This is a genomic window from Acinetobacter sp. ANC 4805 (genome assembly GCF_022549495.1).
In the GTDB taxonomy this organism is placed as follows: Bacteria; Pseudomonadota; Gammaproteobacteria; order Pseudomonadales; family Moraxellaceae; genus Acinetobacter.
Map to the genome: position 1 here is coordinate 87,963 of NZ_JAKZGD010000005.1, position 25,360 is coordinate 113,322.

19 protein-coding genes and 4 tRNA genes are annotated in these 25,360 nt (G+C 41.6%); 21 read left to right on the plus strand and 2 right to left on the minus strand.

The features are described from left to right. The first annotated feature begins 28 nt into the window (after window positions 1–28). From gspD to rpoC, 17 genes are all read left to right on the plus strand, one after another. Window positions 29–2,284, plus strand: a complete 2,256-nt coding sequence (gene gspD, locus MMP60_RS08275; RefSeq protein WP_241335820.1) for a type II secretion system secretin GspD — start codon at window positions 29–31, stop codon at window positions 2,282–2,284. A gap of 64 nt (window positions 2,285–2,348) precedes the next feature. Continuing rightward, on the plus strand, window positions 2,349–2,957 hold the full coding sequence (locus MMP60_RS08280) for an FHA domain-containing protein (protein ID WP_241335821.1): 609 nt from the start codon (window positions 2,349–2,351) through the stop codon (window positions 2,955–2,957). Between the two features lie 111 nt (window positions 2,958–3,068). Beyond that, window positions 3,069–3,761: a phosphoglycolate phosphatase gene (locus MMP60_RS08285; protein ID WP_241335822.1), complete on the plus strand. Its 693-nt coding sequence runs from the start codon at window positions 3,069–3,071 to the stop codon at window positions 3,759–3,761. Between the two features lie 82 nt (window positions 3,762–3,843). Then, window positions 3,844–5,337 carry an anthranilate synthase component I gene (gene trpE, locus MMP60_RS08290; protein ID WP_241335823.1) on the plus strand — a complete coding sequence of 498 codons (1,494 nt, stop codon included), beginning with the start codon at window positions 3,844–3,846 and terminating at the stop codon, window positions 5,335–5,337. Window positions 5,338–5,435: 98 nt separating this feature from the next. Beyond that, window positions 5,436–5,511: transfer RNA gene (locus MMP60_RS08295), tRNA-Thr, on the plus strand. Window positions 5,512–5,561: 50 nt separating this feature from the next. Continuing rightward, window positions 5,562–5,645, plus strand: a tRNA-Tyr gene (locus MMP60_RS08300). 33 nt (window positions 5,646–5,678) lie between these two features. Next, window positions 5,679–5,754: transfer RNA gene (locus MMP60_RS08305), tRNA-Gly, on the plus strand. 14 nt (window positions 5,755–5,768) lie between these two features. After that, window positions 5,769–5,843 (plus strand) — tRNA-Thr (locus tag MMP60_RS08310). 164 nt (window positions 5,844–6,007) lie between these two features. Next, window positions 6,008–7,198 (plus strand): elongation factor Tu, encoded by a 1,191-nt coding sequence (gene tuf, locus MMP60_RS08315; RefSeq protein ID WP_241335133.1) that lies wholly within the window; start codon window positions 6,008–6,010, stop codon window positions 7,196–7,198. Window positions 7,199–7,402: 204 nt separating this feature from the next. After that, on the plus strand, window positions 7,403–7,843 hold the full coding sequence (gene secE, locus MMP60_RS08320) for a preprotein translocase subunit SecE (RefSeq protein WP_241335824.1): 441 nt from the start codon (window positions 7,403–7,405) through the stop codon (window positions 7,841–7,843). A 7-nt stretch (window positions 7,844–7,850) separates the two neighbouring features. Next, complete coding sequence (gene nusG, locus MMP60_RS08325; protein ID WP_241335825.1) at window positions 7,851–8,384, plus strand: transcription termination/antitermination protein NusG; 534 nt, start codon at window positions 7,851–7,853, stop codon at window positions 8,382–8,384. Window positions 8,385–8,496: 112 nt separating this feature from the next. Then, the gene (gene rplK, locus MMP60_RS08330) at window positions 8,497–8,925 is read left to right on the plus strand and encodes a 50S ribosomal protein L11 (protein ID WP_004637639.1); all 429 of its coding nucleotides are present in this window, start codon (window positions 8,497–8,499) and stop codon (window positions 8,923–8,925) included. Between the two features lie 3 nt (window positions 8,926–8,928). Further along, window positions 8,929–9,624, plus strand: a complete 696-nt coding sequence (gene rplA / locus MMP60_RS08335; protein WP_241335826.1) for a 50S ribosomal protein L1 — start codon at window positions 8,929–8,931, stop codon at window positions 9,622–9,624. 290 nt (window positions 9,625–9,914) lie between these two features. Next, window positions 9,915–10,421: a 50S ribosomal protein L10 gene (gene rplJ, locus MMP60_RS08340; RefSeq protein WP_241335827.1), complete on the plus strand. Its 507-nt coding sequence runs from the start codon at window positions 9,915–9,917 to the stop codon at window positions 10,419–10,421. Between the two features lie 42 nt (window positions 10,422–10,463). Beyond that, complete coding sequence (gene rplL, locus MMP60_RS08345; protein ID WP_241335828.1) at window positions 10,464–10,829, plus strand: 50S ribosomal protein L7/L12; 366 nt, start codon at window positions 10,464–10,466, stop codon at window positions 10,827–10,829. Window positions 10,830–11,137: 308 nt separating this feature from the next. Further along, window positions 11,138–15,226 carry a DNA-directed RNA polymerase subunit beta gene (rpoB, locus tag MMP60_RS08350; protein ID WP_241335829.1) on the plus strand — a complete coding sequence of 1,363 codons (4,089 nt, stop codon included), beginning with the start codon at window positions 11,138–11,140 and terminating at the stop codon, window positions 15,224–15,226. Between the two features lie 156 nt (window positions 15,227–15,382). Continuing rightward, window positions 15,383–19,576 (plus strand): DNA-directed RNA polymerase subunit beta', encoded by a 4,194-nt coding sequence (gene rpoC / locus MMP60_RS08355; protein ID WP_241335830.1) that lies wholly within the window; start codon window positions 15,383–15,385, stop codon window positions 19,574–19,576. Between the two features lie 115 nt (window positions 19,577–19,691). Here the strand turns inward: rpoC and MMP60_RS08360 are convergent, their stop codons facing one another. Then, window positions 19,692–20,546, minus strand: a complete 855-nt coding sequence (locus MMP60_RS08360) for an alpha/beta hydrolase (RefSeq protein ID WP_241335831.1) — start codon at window positions 20,544–20,546, stop codon at window positions 19,692–19,694. Window positions 20,547–20,807: 261 nt separating this feature from the next. On the opposite strand from MMP60_RS08360, the gene MMP60_RS08365 reads away from it, so the two are divergent. Then, entirely contained in the window at window positions 20,808–21,167 is a 360-nt protein-coding gene (locus MMP60_RS08365) for a YMGG-like glycine zipper-containing protein (protein ID WP_241335832.1), read from the plus strand. A gap of 65 nt (window positions 21,168–21,232) precedes the next feature. Here the strand turns inward: MMP60_RS08365 and MMP60_RS08370 are convergent, their stop codons facing one another. Then, window positions 21,233–21,718 (minus strand): DUF4442 domain-containing protein, encoded by a 486-nt coding sequence (locus tag MMP60_RS08370; protein ID WP_241335979.1) that lies wholly within the window; start codon window positions 21,716–21,718, stop codon window positions 21,233–21,235. A 118-nt stretch (window positions 21,719–21,836) separates the two neighbouring features. Between MMP60_RS08370 and MMP60_RS08375 the strand changes: the two genes are divergently transcribed. From MMP60_RS08375 to MMP60_RS08385, 3 genes are all read left to right on the plus strand, one after another. After that, entirely contained in the window at window positions 21,837–22,712 is an 876-nt protein-coding gene (locus tag MMP60_RS08375) for an alpha/beta fold hydrolase (protein WP_241335833.1), read from the plus strand. Window positions 22,713–22,833: 121 nt separating this feature from the next. Further along, a complete protein-coding gene (locus MMP60_RS08380) occupies window positions 22,834–24,255 on the plus strand; it encodes a Na+/H+ antiporter family protein (protein WP_241335834.1) in 1,422 nt (473 codons plus the stop codon). A gap of 395 nt (window positions 24,256–24,650) precedes the next feature. Then, entirely contained in the window at window positions 24,651–25,235 is a 585-nt protein-coding gene (locus MMP60_RS08385) for an OmpW family outer membrane protein (RefSeq protein ID WP_241335835.1), read from the plus strand. Window positions 25,236–25,360: the final 125 nt, after the last annotated feature.

Consider the following 25,360-nt stretch of genomic DNA (forward strand, 5'->3'; position numbering starts at 1 on the left):
TCACATTAGTTAGGAATAAGTGCAGGTTATGGCTTTTTTGAATCATCAACGTCCACTTTGGGCACTACTTGCTGCCGCACCTTTAGTTGCGAGCATCAGTACCAATGTGCAAGCACAAACATGGAAGATTAATCTACGTGATGCGGATTTAACGGCATTTATTAATGAAGTTGCTGATATTACGGGGAAGAATTTTGCGGTTGATCCTCGTGTACGTGGTAACGTTACGGTTATTTCCAATAAGCCATTAAATAAAGATGAGGTTTATGACCTATTTTTGGGTGTGCTTAATGTGAATGGTGTGGTTGCACTTCCTTCTGGCAATACCGTAAAGCTTGTACCTGATAGTAATGCGAAAAATGCAGGGATTCCTTACGATGCACGTAGTCGTGCGGGTGGGGATCAAATTGTGACTCGTGTGATTTGGTTGCAAAATACCAATCCAAATGACTTAATTCCCGCATTACGCCCATTGATGCCGCAATTTGCGCATTTGGCGGCAGTTGCTGGAACCAATGCTTTAATCGTCTCAGATCGTGCGACCAATATTTATCAATTAGAAAATATCATTCGTAATTTGGATGGTACGGGACAAAATGATATTGAAGCGGTTAGTTTGCAATCGAGCCAAGCTGAGGAAGTGATTGGCTTGCTTGAGACCATGAGTGCGACAGGCGCATCCAAAGATTTTATTGGTTCACGAGTTCGAATTATTGCAGATAATCGTACCAATCGTATTTTGATTAAGGGTGATCCTGATTCACGTAAACGCCTGCGTCAGATGATTGAGATGCTGGATGTTCCGTCAGCAGACCGTTTAGGTGGTTTAAAAGTATTTCGTTTGAAATATGCGAGTGCAAAGAATTTAGCTGAAATTTTACAAGGCTTGGTGACAGGGCAATCAGTTTCCTCATCATCAAATAGTAATAGTGGTAGTAAATCAAATTCAGTCAATAATTTGGTTTCGAATAACCAAAATTCAGGTTCATCGACAGGGTCATCTTCAATTTCCACATCGTCAATTAATCTCAATAATAACAGCAATAATAGTCAAAATAGTGGTGTGACGAGCTTTAACAGTGGCGGTGTAAGCATTATTGCAGACGGCACTCAGAATGCTTTGGTGGTTAAAGCTGAACCTCAATTAATGCGTGAAATTGAAGCAGCAATTAAACAATTAGATACGCGTCGTCAGCAAGTGTTGATTGAAGCGGCGATTATTGAGATTGTGGGCAGTGATGCTGATCAACTCGGTGTGCAATGGGCATTGGGTGATCTAAATAGCGGGGTTGGTTTAATTAATTTCTCGAATGTCGGTTCGAGTATATCTAAGCTTGCAGCAGGTTATTTAACTGGCGGTGGTGCTGGTGTGGGTTCGGCACTTGGTACGGGTTCGTCTATTATTTTGGGTGAATATAAAGAGGGTGCGAATGGTTCGCGCAAACTTTATGGTGCATTGATTCAGGCATTAAAAGAAAATAAAAAATCAAATCTATTGTCTACGCCTTCTATTGTGACCATGGACAATGAAGAAGCTTATATTGTGGTGGGTCAAAACGTTCCATTCGTGACAGGTTCAGTTGCGACGACAGGAAATAGTACCGTGAATCCTTACACCACGGTTGAGCGTAAAGATGTGGGTGTTACTCTGAAGGTCATTCCGCATATTGGCGAAGGTGGTTCTGTTCGATTGGAAGTGGAACAGGAAGTCTCGAATGTTGAAAATAGCAAAGGTCAGGCAGCAGACTTAGTCACAAGTAAACGTGCGATTAAAACCTCGGTCTTAGCTGATCATGGTCAAACAGTCGTATTAGGTGGTTTGGTTACTGATCAAACGGATGTCAGTCGTCAAAGTTTACCTGTTCTGGGGGATATTCCTTATCTAGGACGTTTATTCCGTTCAGATAGTCGTGGTAATGAAAAACGCAACTTGCTTGTGTTTATTCACCCAACCATTGTTGGTGATGCTGAGGATGTACAGCGTCTATCTCAGCAACGCTATAACCAATTGTATAGCTTGCAATTATCGATGGATAAGAATGGTAATTTCGCAAAATTGCCAGAGAATGTTGCGGATATTTACAGTCAACAACCTGCACTAAGTACTTCGCCATATCAGAAAGTCCCAGCAACGACGCAAAAAGAAGCTGTGGTTGTGACAACACCTGTTGCTGTGGTTGAGCCTCAAGTGCAAAGAAAAACGGTACAGCTTCCAGCAAAAGCAACTGAGCGAAGCAAGAGCACAGTGACAACAACAACGATACGTTCTGCGTCTTCACAGTAGATGCACAGAAGCGCTTATGTCACAATGCTATGATTGAAAGAAATTATGATAAGGATAGGCATCTATGACTTGGAAATTGCAAGCCATTACAGGTGAATTTACAGGGCAAGAGATTAGTATTGAGCGTGATATGTTGGTAGGGCGACATCAAGATGCAGATATCTTATTGCAATCTGCGGATATTTCACGTCGTCATGCAGCTCTGTTGTTGAAAGAGCAGCAGCTATGGGTGCAGGATTTAAACTCGTCAAATGGTACCTTCGTCAATGATACGCGAGTTGAGCAAGAAACAGCATTGCATGATGGTGATATCTTGCAATTTGCAAGTTTTATGTTTTCAGTACTTGCTGCTCCAGTTGAAAAAGAATTACCAGAAATTGAGGTTGAGCCTGTAAGCTCAATTGCACATGATGCAGGTATGCCTAGTCTTGCCGAACGAGCAGCGGAAACTTCGATTAATCGGGATGGGATGCCACAGCAAGTTGGTATTCCTAAACCAGCGCCAATTCCTGAAGGTGTGGATGTTCAAGCCGAACAACAGCCAGCCGTAAGTGAAGAGCCTGTTTCACGTGTACAGCAAGAAATTGAACAACAGAAAAATGCTTCAGTTGGATTGATTTCAATTGTTGTACTGATCATTTTAGCTGTGATTGCTTGGTTATTCTTTAAATAATTGCTTTAAACTTTTACAATCGAGGCATGCCTTGAGCTTTACTTCTCACTGCAATGAAAGCGGTGTTTAGGTTTTGCTTGGGCGTGCCTTTTTTATTTTTTGAGTAAAGATATGTCTGTTGCACATTTGCAAAATCGTAACCTGATTTTATTTGATCTAGATGGAACACTTGTGGACTCAGCGGCTGATTTATATCGAGCTATGAATCTAAGTTTGGAAAAACTAGCGCTGCCATTGGTGACTGAAGTTCAAATTAGGGCTTGGGTGGGTAAGGGCGCAGCAAAATTATGTGAAACGGTGTTGGAGCATTTGTTTGGGCAGGTGAATGCTCAGCAACAAGAGCAACTCCTCAATACATTTGTTGAGGTCTACGCTCAGGAACTTTGTGTAAATACCCAAGTTTATGAGGGGGTTTTATCCTTTTTGGACTATTGCCAAACGCATGATATTACAATGGCTTGTGTCACCAATAAGCCTGAGCATTTAGCACAAGGCATTCTTGATATTTTGCAACTGAGTCCATATTTTAATATGGTGATTGGTGGTGATAGCTTAGCGGAACGCAAGCCGCATCCATTACCTTTGTTACATTGTGTGCAACAGCAAAATACCACAGTATTACAAACCTTGATGATTGGTGATTCAAGTAATGATGTGGAAGCTGCAAGACGTGCAGGTATTGATTGTATTGTGGTCAGCTATGGCTATAATCATGGAGAAAGTATCTATGACTGTCAGCCGCAACAAGTGGTGGATAGTCTAGAAGAATTGATAGAAGATGATTTGGTAAGGAGACAAGCATGAAGATGGTTATGGTTTTTCGATGGCGAGCTTGAGACAGCACTAAGAAAAAACGCACAGAAATTAAAAACCATAGAGAAGATTCATGACGACCTTAGTACAATTTGAACAGTTGAAATCAGCAGGCTATAACACGATTCCTGTGTACCGCCAACGTTTAGCGGATACTGAAACGCCGTTATCTGTTTTTGCACGTTTTAAAGAACAAAAACAAGCTTATCTCTTTGAATCCGTTGAGGGTGGAGAGAATTGGGCACGCTACTCCATGATTGGGTTGGGTGAGTCTACGGTTTTTTCCTGCAATGCAGGTTTATTAACTATTCAAGATGCAGATGGCACGGTGACTCAAAAAGATTGTGCTGATCCATTTCAATATATTCGAGAGTTTCAAAGTCAATTTAAAGTGCCAACTCAAGCGGAACTGCCTGATTTACCAAATTTTACAGGTGGCTTGGTGGGGTATTTGGGTTATGACGCAGTTCGTTATATTGAACCAAAACTCAAAAACGTTCCAATGGCTGATCCTGTGAGCCTACCTGATCTTTGGTTGATGCTGTCACAAACCGTCATTGTATTTGATAATTTAAAAGACACGCTCTTTTTGATCCATCATGCAGATACGAGTCAGCCTGATGCTTATAACATAGCACAGCGTAAGCTTGATCAGCTTGAACAGTTGCTAGCGGTATCTGTCAGTTTGCAAGCAAAGCCACATACTGCACCACATTTTGAGTCGATTACAGGAAAAGAAAAGTTTCTTGAGACCGTCGAGAAAGTGAAAGAGTACATTCGTGCGGGTGACGTGATGCAGGTTGTGCCAGGTCAGCGTATGGTGTCTGATTTTGATGGTGAGGCTTTGCAAGTCTATCGTGCCTTACGCCATTTAAATCCATCACCTTACCTATTCTTGGTGCAAGGGCAAACACTGACGGATCAGAAACCCTTTCATATCGTCGGTTCTTCCCCAGAGATTTTATCGCGTTTGGAAAATGGCATTGCAACTGTGCGTCCTTTGGCGGGTACACGACCACGTGGAAAAACCAAAGAAGAAGATTTAGCTTTAGAGCAAGACCTGTTGTCAGATGAAAAGGAAATTGCTGAACATTTAATGCTGATTGATCTTGGGCGTAACGATGTTGGGCGAGTTTCTAAAATTGGCAAAGTACAAGTTACAGATCGTATGGTGATCGAGCGTTATTCACATGTTATGCATATTGTGTCGAATGTGCAGGGTGAAGTGCGTGATGATGTGGATGCCTTAGATGTTTTTAAGGCGACATTTCCAGCAGGAACGCTGTCAGGTGCGCCAAAAATTCGTGCGATGGAAATTATTGATGAGGTTGAACCCGTAAAACGCGGAGTTTTTGGTGGTGCGGTTGGATATTTAGGCTGGCATGGCGAAATGGATATGTCGATAGCCATTCGTACTTGCGTGATTCGCGATAAAAAGGTTTATGTTCAGGCTGGGGCGGGGCTAGTTGCGGACTCAAATCCTGAATCTGAATGGAATGAAACCCAAATAAAAGCTCGCGCAGTGATCAAAGCGGTTGAATTATCGTCAAACGGATTGATTTTATGAGTTTTTAACAGTTTTTTTGAAAAAAGCACTTGCATCAATTCAGAGTTTTGCTAAACTGCACACCGTTCCGATACGAAACGTACGAAACACTAAGAAGCGCCGGCATAGCTCAGTTGGTAGAGCAACTGACTTGTAATCAGTAGGTCCACAGTTCGAATCCGTGTGTCGGCACCATCTTAAGTGTGGTATGTGAAGTGAAGAATGGCACTGTGTAAGTGTGATATGGTGAGATTCCCGAGCGGCCAAAGGGGGCAGACTGTAACTCTGCTACGAAAGTTTCGAAGGTTCGAATCCTTCTCTCACCACCATCTAACTTCGATTGAAGTGGTAAATACCAATATGCGGGAGTAACTCAGTTGGTAGAGTGGCAGCCTTCCAAGCTGCATGTCGCGAGTTCGACCCTCGTCTCCCGCTCCATAATCGAAGATGTCGCTCTTATAGCTCAGTGGTAGAGCACTCCCTTGGTAAGGGAGAGGTCTCGAGTTCAAGTCTCGATAAGAGCTCCAGATATAAAACTTGGTAGAATTTCTACAAAATTTTTAAAGAAGCAGGCTATTATAGTCTGCTTTTCAAGTATTGGGTGTTTAGTTTTTTAGGCGAATGTCGATAAAGAAAGTTTTTCAGGGTTGTTTTTCTCTAAACTGGTGTCGACGTAAATGAGGAAAATCAAATGGCTAAGGCTAAGTTTGAACGTAATAAACCACACGTAAACGTGGGTACAATTGGTCACGTTGACCATGGTAAAACAACTTTAACTGCTGCGATTGCAACTATTTGTGCAAAAACTTACGGCGGTGAAGCGAAAGATTACTCACAAATCGACTCAGCTCCTGAAGAAAAAGCACGTGGTATTACAATTAATACTTCACACGTAGAATACGATTCTCCAATCCGTCACTACGCTCACGTAGACTGTCCTGGTCACGCCGATTATGTTAAAAACATGATTACTGGTGCTGCTCAGATGGATGGCGCGATCCTTGTATGTGCTGCGACTGATGGTCCAATGCCACAAACTCGTGAACACATCCTTCTTTCACGTCAGGTTGGTGTACCATTTATTCTTGTATTCCTTAACAAGTGTGACCTTGTTGATGACGAAGAATTACTTGAATTAGTAGAAATGGAAGTTCGTGAACTTCTTTCTACTTATGACTTCCCAGGTGATGACACTCCAATTATCCGTGGTTCAGCTCTTCAAGCATTAAACGGTAATGATGGTCCTTACGGTGAAGCATCAGTTCTTGCACTTGTTGAAGCGCTTGACTCTTACATCCCAGAACCAGAACGTGCAATCGACAAAGCATTCTTAATGCCAATCGAAGACGTATTCTCTATTTCTGGTCGTGGTACTGTTGTAACAGGTCGTGTTGAATCTGGTATCGTTAAAGTTGGCGAAACAGTTGAAATCGTTGGTATCCGTGACACAGTTGTAACGACTGTAACTGGCGTAGAAATGTTCCGTAAACTTCTTGACGAAGGTCGTGCGGGCGAGAACTGTGGTGTTCTTCTTCGTGGTACTAAGCGTGAAGACGTACAACGTGGTCAAGTACTTGCTAAACCAGGTACAATCAAGCCGCACACTAAATTCGATGCAGAAGTATATGTACTTTCTAAAGAAGAAGGTGGTCGTCATACTCCATTCCTTAACGGTTACCGTCCACAGTTCTACTTCCGTACAACTGACGTAACTGGCGCGATCAAATTACAAGATGGCGTAGAAATGGTAATGCCTGGTGACAACGTAGAAATGTCAGTAGAATTAATCCACCCAATCGCAATGGATCCAGGTCTACGTTTTGCGATTCGTGAAGGTGGTCGTACTGTAGGTGCTGGTGTTGTTGCTAAAGTAACTGCATAAGCCCAAATACGATGTTGTGTTCAAATCGGAAGCTTCGGCTTTCGATTTGCTTCATAGACTAGTGGTTTAATTGCAAGAGCATCGGTTCTCAAAACCGAATGCTGGGGTGATTTACTCCTTGTCTGTCACTTTTTTTTAATAAAAAAGCTTAATTCTGGCTGAGTTGTCATATAATAATTCGCGAATTCTACGACGAGTAAAAAAATGTCGAATGATAAATCGCGTGACGCACTAAGCGACGCGCCAATCCCTCAAAGAAATAATGCTGCAGAAGTTATAAATGCGAGTTCTCCACTTGATATTGCCTTGTGGTTGATTGCAATTGTTTTATTGGTTGGTTCAGCATTGGTAAATCAACATTTACCAGCCTATTGGGCACCTGCAAATGATGTTTGGGTGCGCGTTGGGGTGATTTTGGCTTGTGTCGTAGTCGCTTTAGGTTTATTATACGCCACCCATCAAGGCAAAGGCTTTGTGCGTTTGTTGCAAGATGCGCGAATTGAACTGCGTCGAGTGACTTGGCCAACAAAACAAGAGACGATCACGACATCGTGGCAAGTGCTTTTGGTTGTGATTGTTGCATCATTGGTTTTATGGTGTTTTGATTACGGGTTAGGTTGGTTTATTAAGTTAATTATCGGGTAAGAGTGCGATGAAACGTTGGTATATTATTCATGCCTATTCAGGTTTTGAAAAACAAGTGATGCGTTCGCTTAATGATCGAATCCAGCGCAGCACTGTTGCTGATAGTTTTGGTGAAGTCCTTGTCCCTACTGAAGAAGTAGTGGAAATGAAGGATGGTAAGAAGCGTAAGTCTGAACGTAAGTTCTTTCCTGGCTATGTTTTAGTCGAAATGGAAATGAATGATGATACTTGGCATATCGTAAAAGAATGTCCAAAGGTTTTAGGTTTTATTGGTGGTACACCTGAAAAACCAGCACCAATTTCTCAACGTGAAGCAGATGCGATTCTTGCGCGTGTACGTAATACAGGTGAAGCACCTCGTCCTAAAACGATGTTTGAGCCTGGTGAAGAATTACTCGTTATTGATGGTCCGTTCACTGACTTTAAAGGAGTCGTGGAGGAAGTACAATACGAAAAGTCACGTTTAACGTTGACGATCAATGTATTTAATCGACCAACTCAGGTTGAACTCGAGTTTCGCCAAGTCGAAAAAACGATTTAATCTGTGTAGGCTGATAAGCGCCCGATCTAATCGGGCATTGTTGTTCTAACACTTCGGTGTTGTTTAATTTTTTGGGGAGCCTAGCGGCGACTGTACCCAGAGGTAATTTTCAATGGCTAAGAAGATTGACGGCTATATCAAGCTGCAAGTTCCAGCTGGTAAAGCAAATCCATCTCCACCAATTGGTCCTGCTTTAGGTCAACGTGGTGTAAACATCATGGCATTCTGTAAAGAATTCAATGCTGCTACACAAAAACTTGAAGTTGGCTTGCCAATTCCTGTCGTGATCACTGTGTACAACGATAAGTCGTTCACTTTTATCATGAAAACTCCACCTGCATCTATTCTTCTTAAGAAAGCTGCTGGTATTCAAAAGGGTTCTTCTGTACCAAACAAAACTAAGGTTGGTAAGTTGACTCGTGCTCAGTTAGAAGAAATTGCGACTACTAAAGAACCGGATTTAACTGGTGCTGATTTAGACGCTCGTGTACGTACCATTGCTGGTTCTGCACGTTCTATGGGCTTGGAAGTGGAGCTATAAGACATGGCAAAGTTAACTAAACGTCAAAAAGCCATTGCTGCAGCTATTGAAGCAAACAAAATTTACACTTTGGAAGAAGCAGTACAAGTTCTTAACAGCCTTCCAGCTGCGAAGTTCAAAGAATCTTTAGATATCTCTGTAAACCTTGGCGTAGATCCACGTAAATCTGATCAGGTTGTTCGTGGTGCGACGACTTTACCTGCGGGTACTGGTAAAACTGTACGTGTTGCAGTATTTGCTCAAGGTGCTGCTGCTGAAGCTGCGAAAGCTGCTGGTGCTGATGTCGTTGGATTTGATGATCTTGCTGAAAGCATTCAAGGTGGAAACCTTGATTTTGACGTCGTAATTGCTGCTCCTGATGCAATGCGTGTTGTTGGTAAGCTTGGTACGATTCTTGGTCCACGTGGCTTAATGCCAAACCCTAAAGTGGGTACAGTGACTCCAGATGTTGCTAATGCAGTTAAAAATGCTAAATCTGGTCAAGCACGTTACCGTGTAGACAAGGGTGGTATCATCCATGCTGCAATCGGTCAACTTGGCTTTAGCGAAGAAGCTGTACGTCAAAACGTTGAAACTTTAATTGCAGATTTAAAACGTTTAAAACCTGCAACTTCTAAAGGTGTATACGTTAAAAAGATCACTTTGAGCTCAACTATGGGTCCTGGTTTGATCGTTGACGTAAACAACGTTTCTAAGTAATTAGAAAGAATTTTAAAGCCCTGAGTAAGTTTTGAGGCACTGCTTTAAAGCTTACGCAAGAAACGCTTAGTCGTATTTTGCAAACTTAGGCAAACTTTGAATTGATAAATGAATATTTATCAGCGTCAAAGACCTCAGACGAAGTGATTCTTTTTAGATGATCTTCTTAATATCTCAGTCTGAGTAGACGTGGTGGTGTGATTTGTTCCTCCTCCACGTGTAAGTCGAAAGGCTTACGAATTGGGAGTGTACCTGTATAGGTGCATAAATCACCGTTAGGAGGTTTTACAATGGCTCTTCTTATCGAAGGCAAAAAACAGATTGTTGCAGAAGTAAGCGAAGTTGCTTCTACAGCGTTTTCTGTTGTTGTGGCTAACTATCAAGGTTCAAGCGTTGAGCAATTAACACAACTTCGTGTTGAAGCTCGTAAGTTGGGTGTTACTACACGTATCGTGCGTAATACTTTGGCTAAGCGCGCATTAGAAGGTACTCAATTCGATATCTTAAATGACAACCTTGTTGGCCCAACCATTCTCGGTTTCTCAACTTCTGAAGATGACATGGGTGCAGCTGCACGCTTGTTCGAAGAGTTTGCGAAAACTAACAAAGCATTTGAACTTAAAGCTGCTGCATTTGATGGCAAAGTTTATCAAGGTGCTGAAGTTAGCGTAATTGCAAATCTTCCGAACCAAGAAAAAGCGCTTACTATGCTTGCGTCTGTTCTTCAAGCTCCTATTTCGAAATTGGGTCGCTTACTTACAGCGCTTCAAGAGAAAAACGAGTCAGAAGCGGCTTAATCCTATTTTCACACCATTCAATATCCATTTGGAGTTATTCTCATGGCTTTAACAAACGAAGAAATCTTAAACGCAGTTGCTGAAAAAACTGTTCTTGAACTTGTTGAACTTATTTCTGCTTTCGAAGAAAAATTCAACGTATCTGCTGCTGCTGTAGCAGTAGCTGCAGGTCCTGCTGCTGCTGCTGAAGAAGAGCAAACTGAATTCAATGTTGAATTGACTTCTTTCGGCGCAAACAAAGTAGCTGTAATTAAAGCAGTTCGTGAAGCAACTGGTCTTGGTCTTAAAGAAGCGAAAGATCTTGTTGAAAGTGCTCCTGCAGTTCTTAAAGAAGGCGTTTCTAAAGAAGACGGCGAAGAACTTAAGAAGAAACTTGAAGAAGCTGGTGCTACAGTTACAATTAAGTAATGTGTAGGGAGTCGATTTTTTTATAATCGGCTCCAAAAAATGGCTGATGGCTCTTGGGTCATCAGCCTTTTTGCGTTACAATAATCGGCTCGTTTTTTGTTAGTTTCACGTTTGATCTGCGTGTTTTTCAAACAAATAACAAGAAATCAAACGCTTACCAATATTTTTTTGCCTATAAAAATATTGTTAAGCGTTTTAATACCACTAAAAATTGCAGCATTTGTAAACAGTGGTGGCCATATCGGCCTGCGTAATTCCTTCTAAGCCCGTTCTGCAGGCGGGTTTAGTTTACTTTCCGAGGACTCCAGATGGCATACTCATATACCGAAAAGAAACGGATCCGTAAGAATTTTGGTAAATTGCCCCATGTAATGGAAGCACCGTACTTACTGTCGATTCAGGTCGATTCGTATCGTACATTCTTACAAGGCGGTAAAACTCCAAAAAATCGCGAAGATATCGGTCTCCAAGCCGCATTTCGTTCAGTTTTTCCTATTGAAAGTTATTCTGGCAATGCTGCTTTAGAATTTGTTGAGTATAGTCTTGGTAAGCCTGAGTTTGATGTACGTGAATGTATTTTACGTGGTTCAACTTATGCAGCACCAATGCGCGTAAAAATTCGTTTGATCATTAAAGATCGTGAAACGAAATCAATTAAAGACGTTCGTGAACAAGAAGTTTACATGGGTGAAATGCCACTCATGACCGATAACGGTACTTTCGTTATTAATGGTACTGAGCGTGTTATCGTATCTCAGTTACACCGTTCACCAGGCGTATTCTTTGACCATGACAAGGGCAAGACCCACTCAAGCGGTAAAGTGTTGTATTCAGCACGTATTATTCCTTACCGTGGTTCGTGGTTAGATTTTGAATTTGATGCGAAAGATTTAGTCTTTGTACGTATTGACCGTCGTCGTAAATTATTAGCGACCGTGATTTTACGTGCTTTAAATTATAGTAATGAACAAATTTTGAATTTGTTCTACGAAAAAGTGCCTGTATATCTTGATATGGGAAGCTATCAAATTGATCTCGTTCCAGATCGCCTACGTGGTGAAATGGCGCAATTTGATATTGCTGACAATGACGGTAAAGTGATTGTTGAGCAAGGTAAACGTATTAATGCACGTCACGTACGTCAAATGGAAGCAGCTAACTTGGCTAAGCTTTCTGTACCTGATGAATATTTATATGAGCGTATTACGGCTGAAGACATCACACTGAAAAGTGGTGATGTGATTCCTGCAAATACCGTGCTGAGCCATGAAATCATGGTGAAGTTGGCTGAAGGTGGTGTTAAACAATTCAACATCCTATTCACCAACGATATCGACCGTGGTTCTTTCGTTGCAGATACATTACGTGCAGATACAACAACAGGCCGTGAAGAAGCGCTTGTTGAAATCTACAAAGTAATGCGTCCGGGTGAGCCACCAACGAAAGAAGCAGCTGAAAATTTATTCAATAACTTATTCTTCTCTTCTGAACGTTATGACCTGTCTCCAGTGGGGCGTATGAAGTTCAACCGTCGTTTGGGTCGTCCTTACGAAGTGGGTACTGATCAGAAGTCACGTGAAGTTGAAGGAATTTTATCGCACGATGATATCATTGATGTATTGCGTACATTGGTGGAAATCCGTAACGGTAAAGGTGAAGTCGATGATATCGATCACTTGGGTAACCGTCGTGTACGTTCTGTTGGTGAAATGACAGAAAACCAATTCCGTGTTGGTTTAGTTCGTGTTGAACGTGCTGTTAAAGAGCGTTTAAGCCAAGCAGAAACAGATAACTTGTCTCCACAAGATTTAATCAACGCGAAGCCAGTTGCTGCTGCAATCAAAGAATTCTTTGGTTCAAGCCAATTGTCTCAGTTCATGGATCAAAACAACCCATTATCTGAGATTACACACAAGCGTCGTGTATCTGCGCTTGGTCCTGGTGGTTTGACACGTGAACGTGCAGGCTTCGAAGTCCGTGACGTACATCAAACTCACTATGGTCGTGTTTGTCCAATTGAAACGCCTGAAGGTCCAAACATTGGTTTGATCAACTCGCTTTCTGTCTATGCAAAAGCGAATGACTTCGGTTTCTTGGAAACACCATACCGTAAAGTTGTAGATGGTCGTGTGACTGATGAAGTTGAATACTTATCTGCAATTGAAGAAGTAGGGACTGTCATTGCACAGGCCGATTCTGCAGTTGACAAAGATGGTACGTTAACCGAAGAAATGGTTTCTGTACGTCATCAAGGTGACTTCGTTCGTATGTCGCCTGAGCGCGTAACCCATATGGACGTTTCTGCTCAACAGGTTGTATCTGTCGCAGCGTCATTGATTCCATTCCTTGAACACGATGATGCGAACCGTGCATTGATGGGTTCAAACATGCAACGTCAGGCTGTTCCTACCTTGCGTGCTGACAAGCCGCTTGTTGGTACAGGTATGGAAGCAAACGTAGCACGTGACTCTGGTGTGTGTGTGATCGCTGACCGTGGTGGTGCGATTGAATACGTAGATGCTTCTCGTATCGTTATTCGTGTAAACGAAGATGAAATGATCGCGGGTGAAGCGGGTGTAGATATCTATAACCTGATCAAATATACACGTTCAAACCAAAATACATGTATCAACCAAAACGTTATCGTAAACTTGGGCGACAAAGTTGCTCGTGGCGATATCTTGGCTGATGGTCCATCGACAGATATGGGTGAACTTGCGCTTGGTCAAAACATGCGCGTCGCGTTCATGACATGGAATGGTTATAACTACGAAGACTCGATCTTACTTTCAGAACGTGTCCTTCAAGAAGATCGTTTAACGTCGATTCACATTCAAGAATTGTCATGTGTTGCTCGTGATACCAAGTTAGGTGCAGAAGAAATTACTGCCGATATTCCTAACGTTGGTGAAGCTGCACTGTCTAAGTTGGATGAGTCTGGTATTGTTTATATCGGTGCTGAAGTGACTGCGGGTGACATCCTTGTTGGTAAGGTAACGCCTAAAGGTGAAACTCAGCTAACCCCTGAAGAAAAACTACTTCGCGCAATCTTTGGTGAAAAAGCAGCTGACGTTAAAGACTCGTCTTTACGTGTTCCATCTGGCACTAAAGGTACGGTGATTGACGTTCAAGTCTTCACACGTGATGGTTTGGAAAAAGATGAACGTGCTCAAGCTATTGAGAAAGCTCAACTTGATGCATACCGTAAAGACTTGAAAGAAGAATACAAAATCTTTGAAGAAGCAGCACGTGAACGTATTGTTCGTTTGTTGAAAGGTCAAGAATCTAACGGTGGTGGTTCAACTAAACGTGGCGATAAACTTTCTGAAGACGTATTGTCTGGTTTAGAGCTAGTTGATTTACTTGAAATCCAACCGACTGACGAAGCAATTGCAGAGCGTCTAACTCAAATTCAAGTCTTCTTGAAAGAGAAGAGCTACGAAATTGACGAGAAGTTTGCAGAGAAGAAACGTAAACTTTCTACGGGTGATGAATTAACAACGGGCGTATTGAAAGTTGTTAAGGTTTACCTTGCAGTTAAACGTCGTATCCAGCCTGGTGATAAGATGGCGGGTCGTCACGGTAACAAGGGTGTTGTATCAAACATCTTACCTGTTGAAGACATGCCGCATGATGCGAATGGTGTACCAGTTGACATCGTATTGAACCCACTAGGTGTACCGTCACGTATGAACGTGGGTCAGATTCTTGAGACTCACTTAGGTATGGCGGCTAGAGGTCTTGGCGATAAAATCGAAAAAATGTTGAAAGAACAACGTACAGTAATTGAACTGCGTGAATTCTTAGACAAGATTTATAACAAGGTCGGTGGTGAGCAGGAAGAGCTTGATAGCTTGACTGACGCGGAAATCTTGGCACTTTCAGGCAACTTACGTGCAGGTGTTCCATTAGCAACGCCTGTATTTGATGGTGCAGAAGAAAGCCAAATCAAAGACTTACTTGAATTAGCAGACATTTCACGTACAGGTCAAACAGTATTGTTTGACGGACGTACAGGTGAACAGTTTGATCGTCCTGTAACTGTAGGTTACATGTACATGCTCAAATTGAACCACTTGGTTGATGACAAGATGCATGCGCGTTCAACGGGTTCTTACTCACTTGTGACTCAACAGCCGCTTGGTGGTAAAGCACAATTCGGTGGTCAGCGTTTCGGTGAGATGGAAGTATGGGCACTTGAAGCATACGGTGCTGCATATACGCTCCAAGAAATGCTTACAGTGAAGTCGGATGACGTCGAAGGTCGTACACGCATCTATAAGAATATTGTAGATGGTAACCATTATATGGATCCGGGTATGCCTGAATCGTTCAACGTATTGACCAAAGAGATCCGTTCTTTAGGTATCAACATTGAACTGAAAAATGGTGACTAAGAAATCTCCCCCAACCCCTCTTTGAGAAAGAGGGGAGAAAGTCCCCCTTTACAAAGGGGGATTTAGGGGGATTTTTTAAGATTCCCAAATTTCAGTAAAAACAATATTTGTGACCCAGTCGGGTGAGCGTAGCTCCCCGACACACGGAGAAAAAAATTGAAAGACTTGCTCGATATCATGCGTAAGAAAACGGATTCAGAAGGTCATGCGCCTGTTGAATTTGACCGTATCCGTATTGGTCTTGCGTCACCAGAGATGATTAAGTCATGGTCTCACGGTGAAGTTAAAAAGCCTGAAACCATTAACTATCGTACGTTTAAACCTGAACGCGACGGTTTGTTCTGTGCCAAAATTTTTGGTCCAGTAAAAGATTATGAATGCTTGTGTGGTAAATACAAGCGTATGAAATATAAAGGCGTCATTTGTGAAAAATGTGGCGTTGAAGTAACTACTGCAAAAGTTCGTCGTGAGCGTATGGGTCATATTGACCTTGCATCTCCAGTTGCACATATTTGGTTCTTGAAATCATTACCAAGCCGTATCGGTTTACTTCTAGATATGACATTACGTGATATCGAGCGCGTATTGTATTTCGAATCTTATGTTGTTACTGATCCTGGTATGACTCCGTTTGAAAAGTACCAACTTTTAACAGACGAAGAATACTACAATGCACTTGAAGAACACGGTGATGAATTCACTGCGAAAATGGGTGCAGAGGCGATTCAAGATTTATTGAAAGATATTGATCTTGAAGCTGAGATTGCGCGTTTACGTGAAGAAATTCCACAAACAACCTCTGAGACGAAACTTAAAAAAGCGTCTAAGCGTTTGAAATTGATGGAAGCATTCAAAGACTCGAACAATAAGCCTGAATGGATGGTGATGAATGTACTGCCAGTACTTCCACCAGACTTACGTCCGCTTGTACCACTTGAAGGTGGTCGTTTCGCGACTTCAGACTTGAACGATTTATATCGTCGTGTGATTAACCGTAACAACCGTTTGAAGCGTCTTCTTGACCTTGCTGCACCAGACATCATCGTACGTAACGAAAAACGTATGTTACAAGAGTCTGTAGATGCATTGCTTGATAACGGTCGTCGTGGTCGTGCGATTACAGGTTCGAACAAACGTCCATTAAAATCTTTGGCAGATATGATCAAAGGTAAACAAGGTCGTTTCCGTCAAAACTTGTTAGGTAAGCGTGTTGACTATTCGGGTCGTTCGGTAATTACCGTTGGTCCTACTTTACGTCTTCACCAATGTGGTCTTCCGAAGAAGATGGCACTTGAATTATTCAAGCCATTCATTTTCGCGAAATTACAAGCATCTGGCCAAGCAACAACCATTAAAGCTGCGAAGAAAATGGTTGAGCGCGAGACGCCGGAAGTTTGGGACGTTCTTGCTTCTGTAATTCGTCAACATCCAGTGATGTTGAACCGTGCGCCAACACTTCACCGTCTAGGTCTTCAAGCATTTGAACCTATTCTGATCGAAGGTAAGGCAATCCGTCTTCACCCACTCGTATGTGCTGCATTTAACGCCGACTTCGATGGTGACCAAATGGCGGTACACGTTCCATTGACATTGGAAGCACAGCTTGAAGCGCGTGCGTTGATGATGTCGACGAACAACATCTTGTCACCTGCAAACGGTGAACCAATTATCGTTCCTTCTCAAGACGTTGTCTTGGGTCTTTACTACATCACGCGTGATGCGGTAAATGCCAAAGGTGAGGGTATGGTGTTTGCAGACACTCACGAAGTTAACCGTGCGTTGGCAACGGGTAAAGTTGCGATTCATGCACGCGTAAAAGTACGTGTACACCAAACTGTAATTGATGAAAATGGTAACCGCGAAAAGCAAACCATTATTGTTGATACAACGCCGGGTCGCTGCTTGTTGTGGGAAGTGGTTCCACAAGGTCTAAGCTTTGACATGATCAACCTTGAGATGACCAAGAAAAACATCTCTAAGTTAATCAACTCTTGCTACCGTAAACTTGGTTTGAAAGATACAGTGATCTTCGCTGACCAATTGATGTATTTGGGCTTCCGTCAAGCGACGCGTTCAGGTGTATCTGTTGGTATGGAAGACATGTTGATTCCACCAACCAAGCATACGATTATCGATAAAGCTGAAACAGAAGTTCGTGAAATTGAACAGCAGTTTGAGCAAGGTTTCGTAACGGCTGGTGAGCGTTATAACAAAGTTGTCGATATCTGGGCGCGTACCAACGACCAAGTCGCGAAAGCGATGATGGATAACTTGTCTTACACACTTGTGAAAAACAAACAAGGTGAAGATGAGAAACAGAAATCATTCAACTCGATTTATATGATGTCTGACTCGGGTGCCCGTGGTAGTGCGGCGCAGATCCGTCAGCTTGCTGGTATGCGTGGTTTGATGGCGAAGCCGGACGGCTCGATCATTGAGACACCAATTAAAGCAAACTTCCGTGAGGGTTTGACGGTACTTCAGTACTTTATCTCGACACATGGTGCGCGTAAAGGTTTGGCTGATACCGCATTGAAAACTGCGAACTCTGGTTACTTGACACGTCGTCTTGTAGACGTAGCACAAGATTTAGTTATTACTGAATCTGACTGTGGTACGGCTGGTGGTTTAGTCATGACACCATTCATTCAAGGTGGTGACGTGATCGAGCCATTACGCGACCGCGTATTAGGTCGTGTAACTGCTGAAGATGTACGTCGTGCATCTGATGATGAAGTTGTACTTCCTCGTGGTACATTAATTGACGAGAAAATTGCTGCTCAGCTTGAAGAAGCGGGTGTCGATGAAGTTAAAGTACGTTCAGTTATCGCTTGTGAATCTACCTTCGGTGTATGTGCTCGTTGTTATGGTCGTGACCTTGCACGTGGTCACTTGGTGAACCCAGGTGAATCAGTTGGCGTAATGGCTGCACAATCAATCGGTGAGCCAGGTACACAGTTAACGATGCGTACGTTCCACGTGGGTGGTGCTGCGAGCCGAACTTCTGCTGCAAACAGTGTTCAAGTCCGTAATAAAGGTACTGTACGTTTCCACAACGTGAAAACTGTACAACATGCCAAAGGTCACTTAGTGTCAGTTTCACGTTCAGGTGAAATTGGTATTGCGGATGATTTAGGTCGTGAGCGCGAGCGCTATAAACTTCCTTACGGTGCAAGCATCTTGTTGAAAGATGGTGAAGCTGTAGAAGCTGGTGGTATTGTAGCAACTTGGGATCCACATACCCATCCACTTGTTACCGAAGTTGCAGGTAAAGCACGTTTCAGCCAAATTGCTGATGGTGTAACTGCAACCTCTAAAACAGATGATGCAACAGGTATGACCACTGTTGAAATCTTACCTGTAACAGCTCGTCCTGCTTCTGGTAAAGATTTACGTCCTGCAATTGTGTTGGATACAACAGATGGTGGCGAACAATTCTACTTCTTACCACAAAACACGATTGTAACCGTTCGTGATGGCGCTACGATTGGTGTGGGTGATGTACTTGGTCGTGTACCACAAGAAACTTCACGTACCCGTGATATTACCGGTGGTCTTCCACGCGTAGCGGATTTATTTGAAGCACGTAAACCAAAAGAACACGCGATTCTTGCAGAAGTATCAGGTGTTGTAAGCTTTGGTAAAGAGACTAAAGGTAAGAACCGTTTAGTGATTAGCCCTGATGATGGTTCTGAGATCTACGAAGAATTGATTCCAAAATGGCGTACCATTAACGTGTTCGAAGGTGAGCATGTGAACCGTGGTGAAACCATTTCTGATGGTCCACAAAACCCACATGACATCTTGCGTTTGAAAGGTGAAGTGGCATTAACCAACTACATCGTGAACGAAGTTCAAGACGTTTACCGTCTCCAAGGTGTAAAAATCAACGATAAGCACATTGAAGTTGTTGTACGTCAAATGTTGCGTAAAGTTGATATCACTGATGGCGGTGATACAAGCTTCATCAAAGGCGAGCAAGTGGATTACATCCGCGTTGTTCAAGAGAACCAAGCTGTCTTGGCTCAGAACAAGTTCCCAGCGAAGTTTGAACGTCAATTGATGGGTATCACCAAAGCGTCGCTTTCTACTGATTCATTCATCTCTGCTGCATCGTTCCAGGAAACAACACGTGTGTTAACTGAAGCGGCTGTAACAGGTAAAGAAGATGATTTACGTGGCTTGAAAGAAAACGTTGTTGTAGGTCGTTTGATCCCAGCAGGTACGGGTCTTGCGTATCATTTAGAACGTCGTCGTCAAGAATCTGAAGCTGCTGAATTTGAACTTCACAATGATTTCAGTGAAGTTGATCAAGCATTTAGTCAAGCATTAAACTCAGATCAGTTCTAAATTTGAAATGATTGAGAAAGGCACCTTAGGGTGCCTTTCTTATGTTTAAAAATTGCAATTTCACAGCATGACTGCTGTAAAAGTGATTCGCTTTTTAACACGCACATAACATCAATTAATGAGTTTGTATAAATTGATTCACAGCCTCGGTATATTCATTATTTTTTCCTAAAGACCGATTTATTTCAATATGTGAAAGTGGAAGTGCCAATAGCTGTGCTTGGGTGCCGAGTCTTTGCGCTTGTTGAACAAACTGTTGAGCCTGTATACAGGGCTGATCAGGGCGAGTTGTTGAACAAATAGCAAGGAAATTAGGTAAAGCTTGATGTAGTTGCAACGTAGGCGATAGTGCTTTCCAATTTGAGGGTTGATTGCCAAAGGCTTGATCATAAAACCGAGCATGTCGAGCTTGCATAATCTTTTCGATATCATAAGCAGCACTATCTAAAGCAATGGTGGTACGCCAAGCTTGCGGTTGTGATGTTAACCAAGCAGGACGTGTGCTGAGTAGGCTAACTAAATGTGCGCCAGCCGAATGACCCATCAAAACAAGTTGTTTAGGGTCAGCATGCCAATCAGATGCGTGGTTTTGAATATAAATTAATGCTGTTGCGACATCTTGAGCTTGTTGTTGTACTGTTGCATTAGGAAGTAATCGATAATTGATAGAAATAAATATCCAGCCTCGTTTGCCCCAATACTCCACTTTATTTTTGACTACTGTAGTATTATTTTTATCACCTATACTCCAAGCACCGCCATGTACCATAACGATTAATGGTGCTGGTTGTTTTTCTGCTAGAGGTTTAGACGGAAAGTAGATATCCATTATTTGTTCAGGATGATGACCATAAGCAACATTTTTCAATGAGTTCATTTTGGCTGCTGTTTGGATATTGAACAAATTTGCATGTGTTGATGGATTGAGGCTGAGTAATATCAGCATCGAGAGAACAACAAATATTTTCATTCTTTTTACCCTTCAAATGTGAATGCTACAGCGAGTTCAGGATTCTTTCTGCCATGATTGTTGGATTAAAGGCTTTAACTTATTCTCTAAGGTTGACGTCAAACTAGCAAGGTGACCATTTAGAGGTCAAATGATTTTTTAGTCTGTTAGCGGTTATTACAAAAAGCAAAGAATGCACCCAGAGCAATTACATAATCTGACCATTTGGGGTAAAAAATAAGATTATGCTTTTCAATAGAAGGTATAAAAGTGAGTATGGTCATGAAAAAAACAATCGGTTTAGTATCGACGCTATTGTTATCAGCGGTGATGTTTACAGGCTGTCAGAATATGAGTGCATCGGATCAACGTATTGGTGCAGCAGCACTTGGCGGTGCTGTGGGCGGTGGTTTAGGTAATCATGTCGGCGGTGGTTTAGGTGCAGGTGTTGGTGCGGCAGCGGGTGCAGGTGTTGGTGCTAATGCTAAAGGTGGTAATAGCAATTCAACTACAAGTAGTGCAGTGGGTGCGGGCATTGGTTCAGTCGTCGGTAAGGCAATTTTTGGTGGTGATACTGGTGCGGCGATTGGTGGTGCAATTGGAGGAGGGGCAGGCGCAGCAATCCAAGAGAAGAAAAGATAATTTCTTATCCGCTGAATCTAAAGTGCCTGCTCTTGTTGCAGGCATTTCTAGTTGAGTCAAATGAGTTAAGAGGTTGCTTTGGATTTTTTACGGCGGATATATAAAACTTTTTCAACTTCAGCAATTCGATTGCCTGTTTCATCTACAATGTTGAGCGTGTAGTGACGTAAAATCGGTTCATGGTTTTCAGCTAACTGTTTAATTTCAATAATTTCCTTCGCACTGAGTTTAATATCGGCATAGACTGTACTACGACCAGGTGATAGAAAGTTAATCGAGGCACTTTTGTCCCAAACAATATACTTATGACCTAAATGATGCATCAAAATCAGCATATAAAAAGGATCAACCATAGAATATAGGCTGCCGCCAAAGTGTGTTCCGACAATATTGCGGTTTTTTCTCGTGAGTGGCATTTTAATTCGGATGAAATAATTGTCCAGATCAATGGTTTCGATCGCGATTCCTGCACCACGATAAGGAGAATAGTGGTTGATCATAAATTTAGAAACGGCAGGAATGGTTCGAATTTTTCTTAAAAAGTCTTTCATGGTCAATTTTTTTTCTGACAACTCTATTCATACTCCATAAGTATCATTTTTATTGTATCGCTGGCAATGGTTGTTTTTTGACTGATCATGCCGTTTGAAAACAAAATGGGAAAGAATTATGCAAGCACAAGTAAAAACAGTGACCACATCTGATCAACACACACTTTGTGTAAAAACATGGGGCGATGAAAAGAAAATACCTCTAGTTTTGGTACATGGTTATCCAGATAATCAGGAAGTATGGGAACCGATTATTGAGCAATTGGTCGATGACTATTATGTTGTGACGTATGATGTTCGTGGTGCAGGCTTATCTTCGATTCCAAAGCGTATTAAAGATTATCGTTTGCCGCGTTTGTCTTTAGATTTACAAGAAGTGGTTGATCAAGTTCTACCAAACCGTAATTTCCATATGGCGGCACATGATTGGGGTTCTTTACAGTCTTGGGAATCTGCGACTGAGCCAAAATTAAAAGGTCGTTTATTGTCTTATACGACGATTTCAGGCCCATGTTTAGACCATGCATCTCTGTATTTACGTGAAAAATTTAAATCTGCACCAAGCAATGTACTAAAAATGCTGACCAAATCTTGGTATATAGGCGCATTCCATTTACCTTTAGTTGCACCAACTGTTTGGACGTTCTTTAGCCCAGAGAAATGGGGCAAGATTTTAAGTGGTTTAGAAAAGAAACAGAATTTGCCATTGAATGCCAATATTGTTGCAGATGGTAAATATGGCATTAATTTGTACCGTGCGAATTTTATTCCGTCTTTGATGCAACCACGCCAACGTTATGCACAATGTCCTGTTCAAGCGATCGTATTGAAACGAGATGCTTTTGTAAGCCCTGAGTACGTGACTGAATCAATGCCAAAATGGGTCGAGAATTTTGAGTATGTAGAGCTAGATGCAAATCATTGGGCGGTGTTAAGTCAACCAACTAAAATTGCTGAACTGATCCGTCAATTTGTACAACGTCAGACTGTTTAATGGTTTAGCGGATTAATCAGAATAAAAATCACATAAGATAGATCGCAATTCGGCGGTATTTTCAGCTAGATTTTAATGAATCTGCTAGAATATCGCCTTTTCTTTGCTCCTAAATTTTTTCATGAATGCTGTCGTAATTGCGATTGCCGTGATGTTCATTTTGTCATTGGCACGAGTTTCTGTTGTTCTCACTTTGGTGATTTCAGCCATTATTGGTGGTTTAGTTGCAGGACTGAGCCTTTCTCAAACTGTGGAAGCCTTTAATGCGGGCTTAGGGGATGGTGCTGAAGTTGCTTTAGCCTATGCTGTTTTGGGTGCTTTTGCTCTGGCACTTTCCAAGTCAGGTTTACCTGACTTGCTTGCCCATAAACTGATTGGTTTATTGGGCATGGAAGCAAGTAAAAACCAAGAAAAAAAGGTGAAGTATCTTTTATTAACGATTTTACTGATTGCTGCGATTTTCTCTCAAAACTTAATCCCTGTGCATATTGCTTTTATTCCAGTGCTTGTTCCGCCTTTATTGAAAGTAATGAATCATTTAAAGCTAGATCGACGTGCGGCAGCCTGTGTGCTGACTTTGGGTTTAGTCGGAACGTATATTTTTCTTCCAGTTGGCTTTGGTGCTATTTTCCTTGAACAAATTTTGATGGGAAATATCAACAAAATTGGTGCTGCATATGGACTGCATGTTGAGCGGGGGATGATGCCAATCGGAATGGCGATTCCAGTTTTAGGCATGGTGATTGGTACCTTGGTTGCCGTATTCATTAGCTATCGTAAGCCTCGTGAATACGTTGATCGCTCAATTTCACCCGTCACCACTATTGATTTGGATAAGCCACTGAGGGCAACAACACAAGCAGAATATGATTTAAAAGCGGATGCTGAGGAATTAAAGCATGAAGCTGAAAATGTCCCTTATATTTCTAAAAAAACCATGTTTATGGCTTTGCTTGCGATCGGTTTAACCTTAGTTGCACAGTTATATTCAGGCTCGATGATTTTGGGTGGACTTGTTGGTTTTGCGGTGTTGTCTACATCTGGTATCTTTAAATGGCAAGAGGCAGATGATGTCTTTGTGCAAGGGATGCGCATGATGGCTTTGGTTGGTTTCATTATGATTTCTGCGGCAGGGTTTGCTTCAGTAATGACCCATACGGGTGATATTACTCATTTGGTGAATGGTGTCGTACATATCATTGGTGATAATCATGCACTTGCTGCATTTCTGATGCTGTTTATTGGTTTATTTGTCACGATTGGTATTGGTTCTTCATTCTCAAGTGTGCCTGTACTTGCGGTGATTTATGTTCCTTTATGTGTACAATTTGGGTTCTCACCTTTGGCAACAATCGCATTGATTGGGACGGCTGCTGCATTAGGTGATGCAGGTTCACCTGCTTCGGATTCAACTTTGGGGCCTACAGCAGGTTTAGGTGTGGATGGTCAACATGATCACATTTGGGATACGGTTGTGCCAACATTCTTACATTTTAATATTCCTCTGCTTATTTTTGGCTGGATTGCAGCAATGGTTTTATAATATTGATGGCTCTATATGAGCCATTTTTATTTTTTGTAAAAAATATCAATAAATGACAATTTTTGTCTATTTTTTAATCTTTATTTATAATATATTTTTAGTATTAATTTTAGGTGGTTATATTTTTAAATTAATCTAAATTTAATTTTTTTAAAAACTTCATCTTATTCTAATAATAATTTATCTTGATAAAAATGCTAGGTTTTATAGTGGTTTAAGTCGATTGAATTGGTCTGAATTATTAATTATTACATATTTTAACAAATATATTTTTTTATTATTCAATATATTACAAAATCAATCAAAAAGGTTGGAATTAATATGTATTGCATAATGTAAAAACCCATGCTTATTATGTTGGACAAGAACATAATTTTCTAAAAGAGGTTGTTTAAATGTTAAAGAAAGTATTAGTTGTTGCATTGTTGGGGTTATCATCAACTGCATTTGCAGGTGGTTTCCAAGTCAAGGTCGGTGCCAGTGCTATTGCACCATCAGCAGATACAACAGTAGCGCCTGGTGCTATAGTCAAAGGCGATAATGAAATTGCATTCACACCTTCAGTAGAATATTTTTTTGGTGATACACCATTTTCAGCTGAAATCTTACTTGCTAACCCAATCAACCACGATGTCTTATTGAATGGTGATAAAGTCGCGAGTGTTCGTCAATTGCCACCAACAATTACAGCAAAATATAACTTTAAAAACTCAACTCGTTTTACTCCATATGTTGGGGTGGGTGGTACAGCCTTTATCGCATGGCATGAAAAAGGTCTTGCTGATGATGTGAAAAATACTTACGGTTTTGCAGGGCAGCTTGGTTTTAATTTCCAACCAGCTGATGCAACAAACTGGGGTGTTTATATGGATGTGCGTTATGCAGATCTTAGCCCTGAAGTTAAATTAACCAATGGTACTAAATTTGATTTAGACCTTAATCCGATCGTTTATACCTTGGGTTATAGCTATAAATTCTAAGTTCGCGTAAGGTTAAAAGAACCTCACCTTGTGTGAGGTTTTTTATTTTTGCAATTTCAATATAAAACCGATACAGGCTTCAACACTTGAGTTTTGTATGCTGAGACATAAGCTTCAATAAAAGT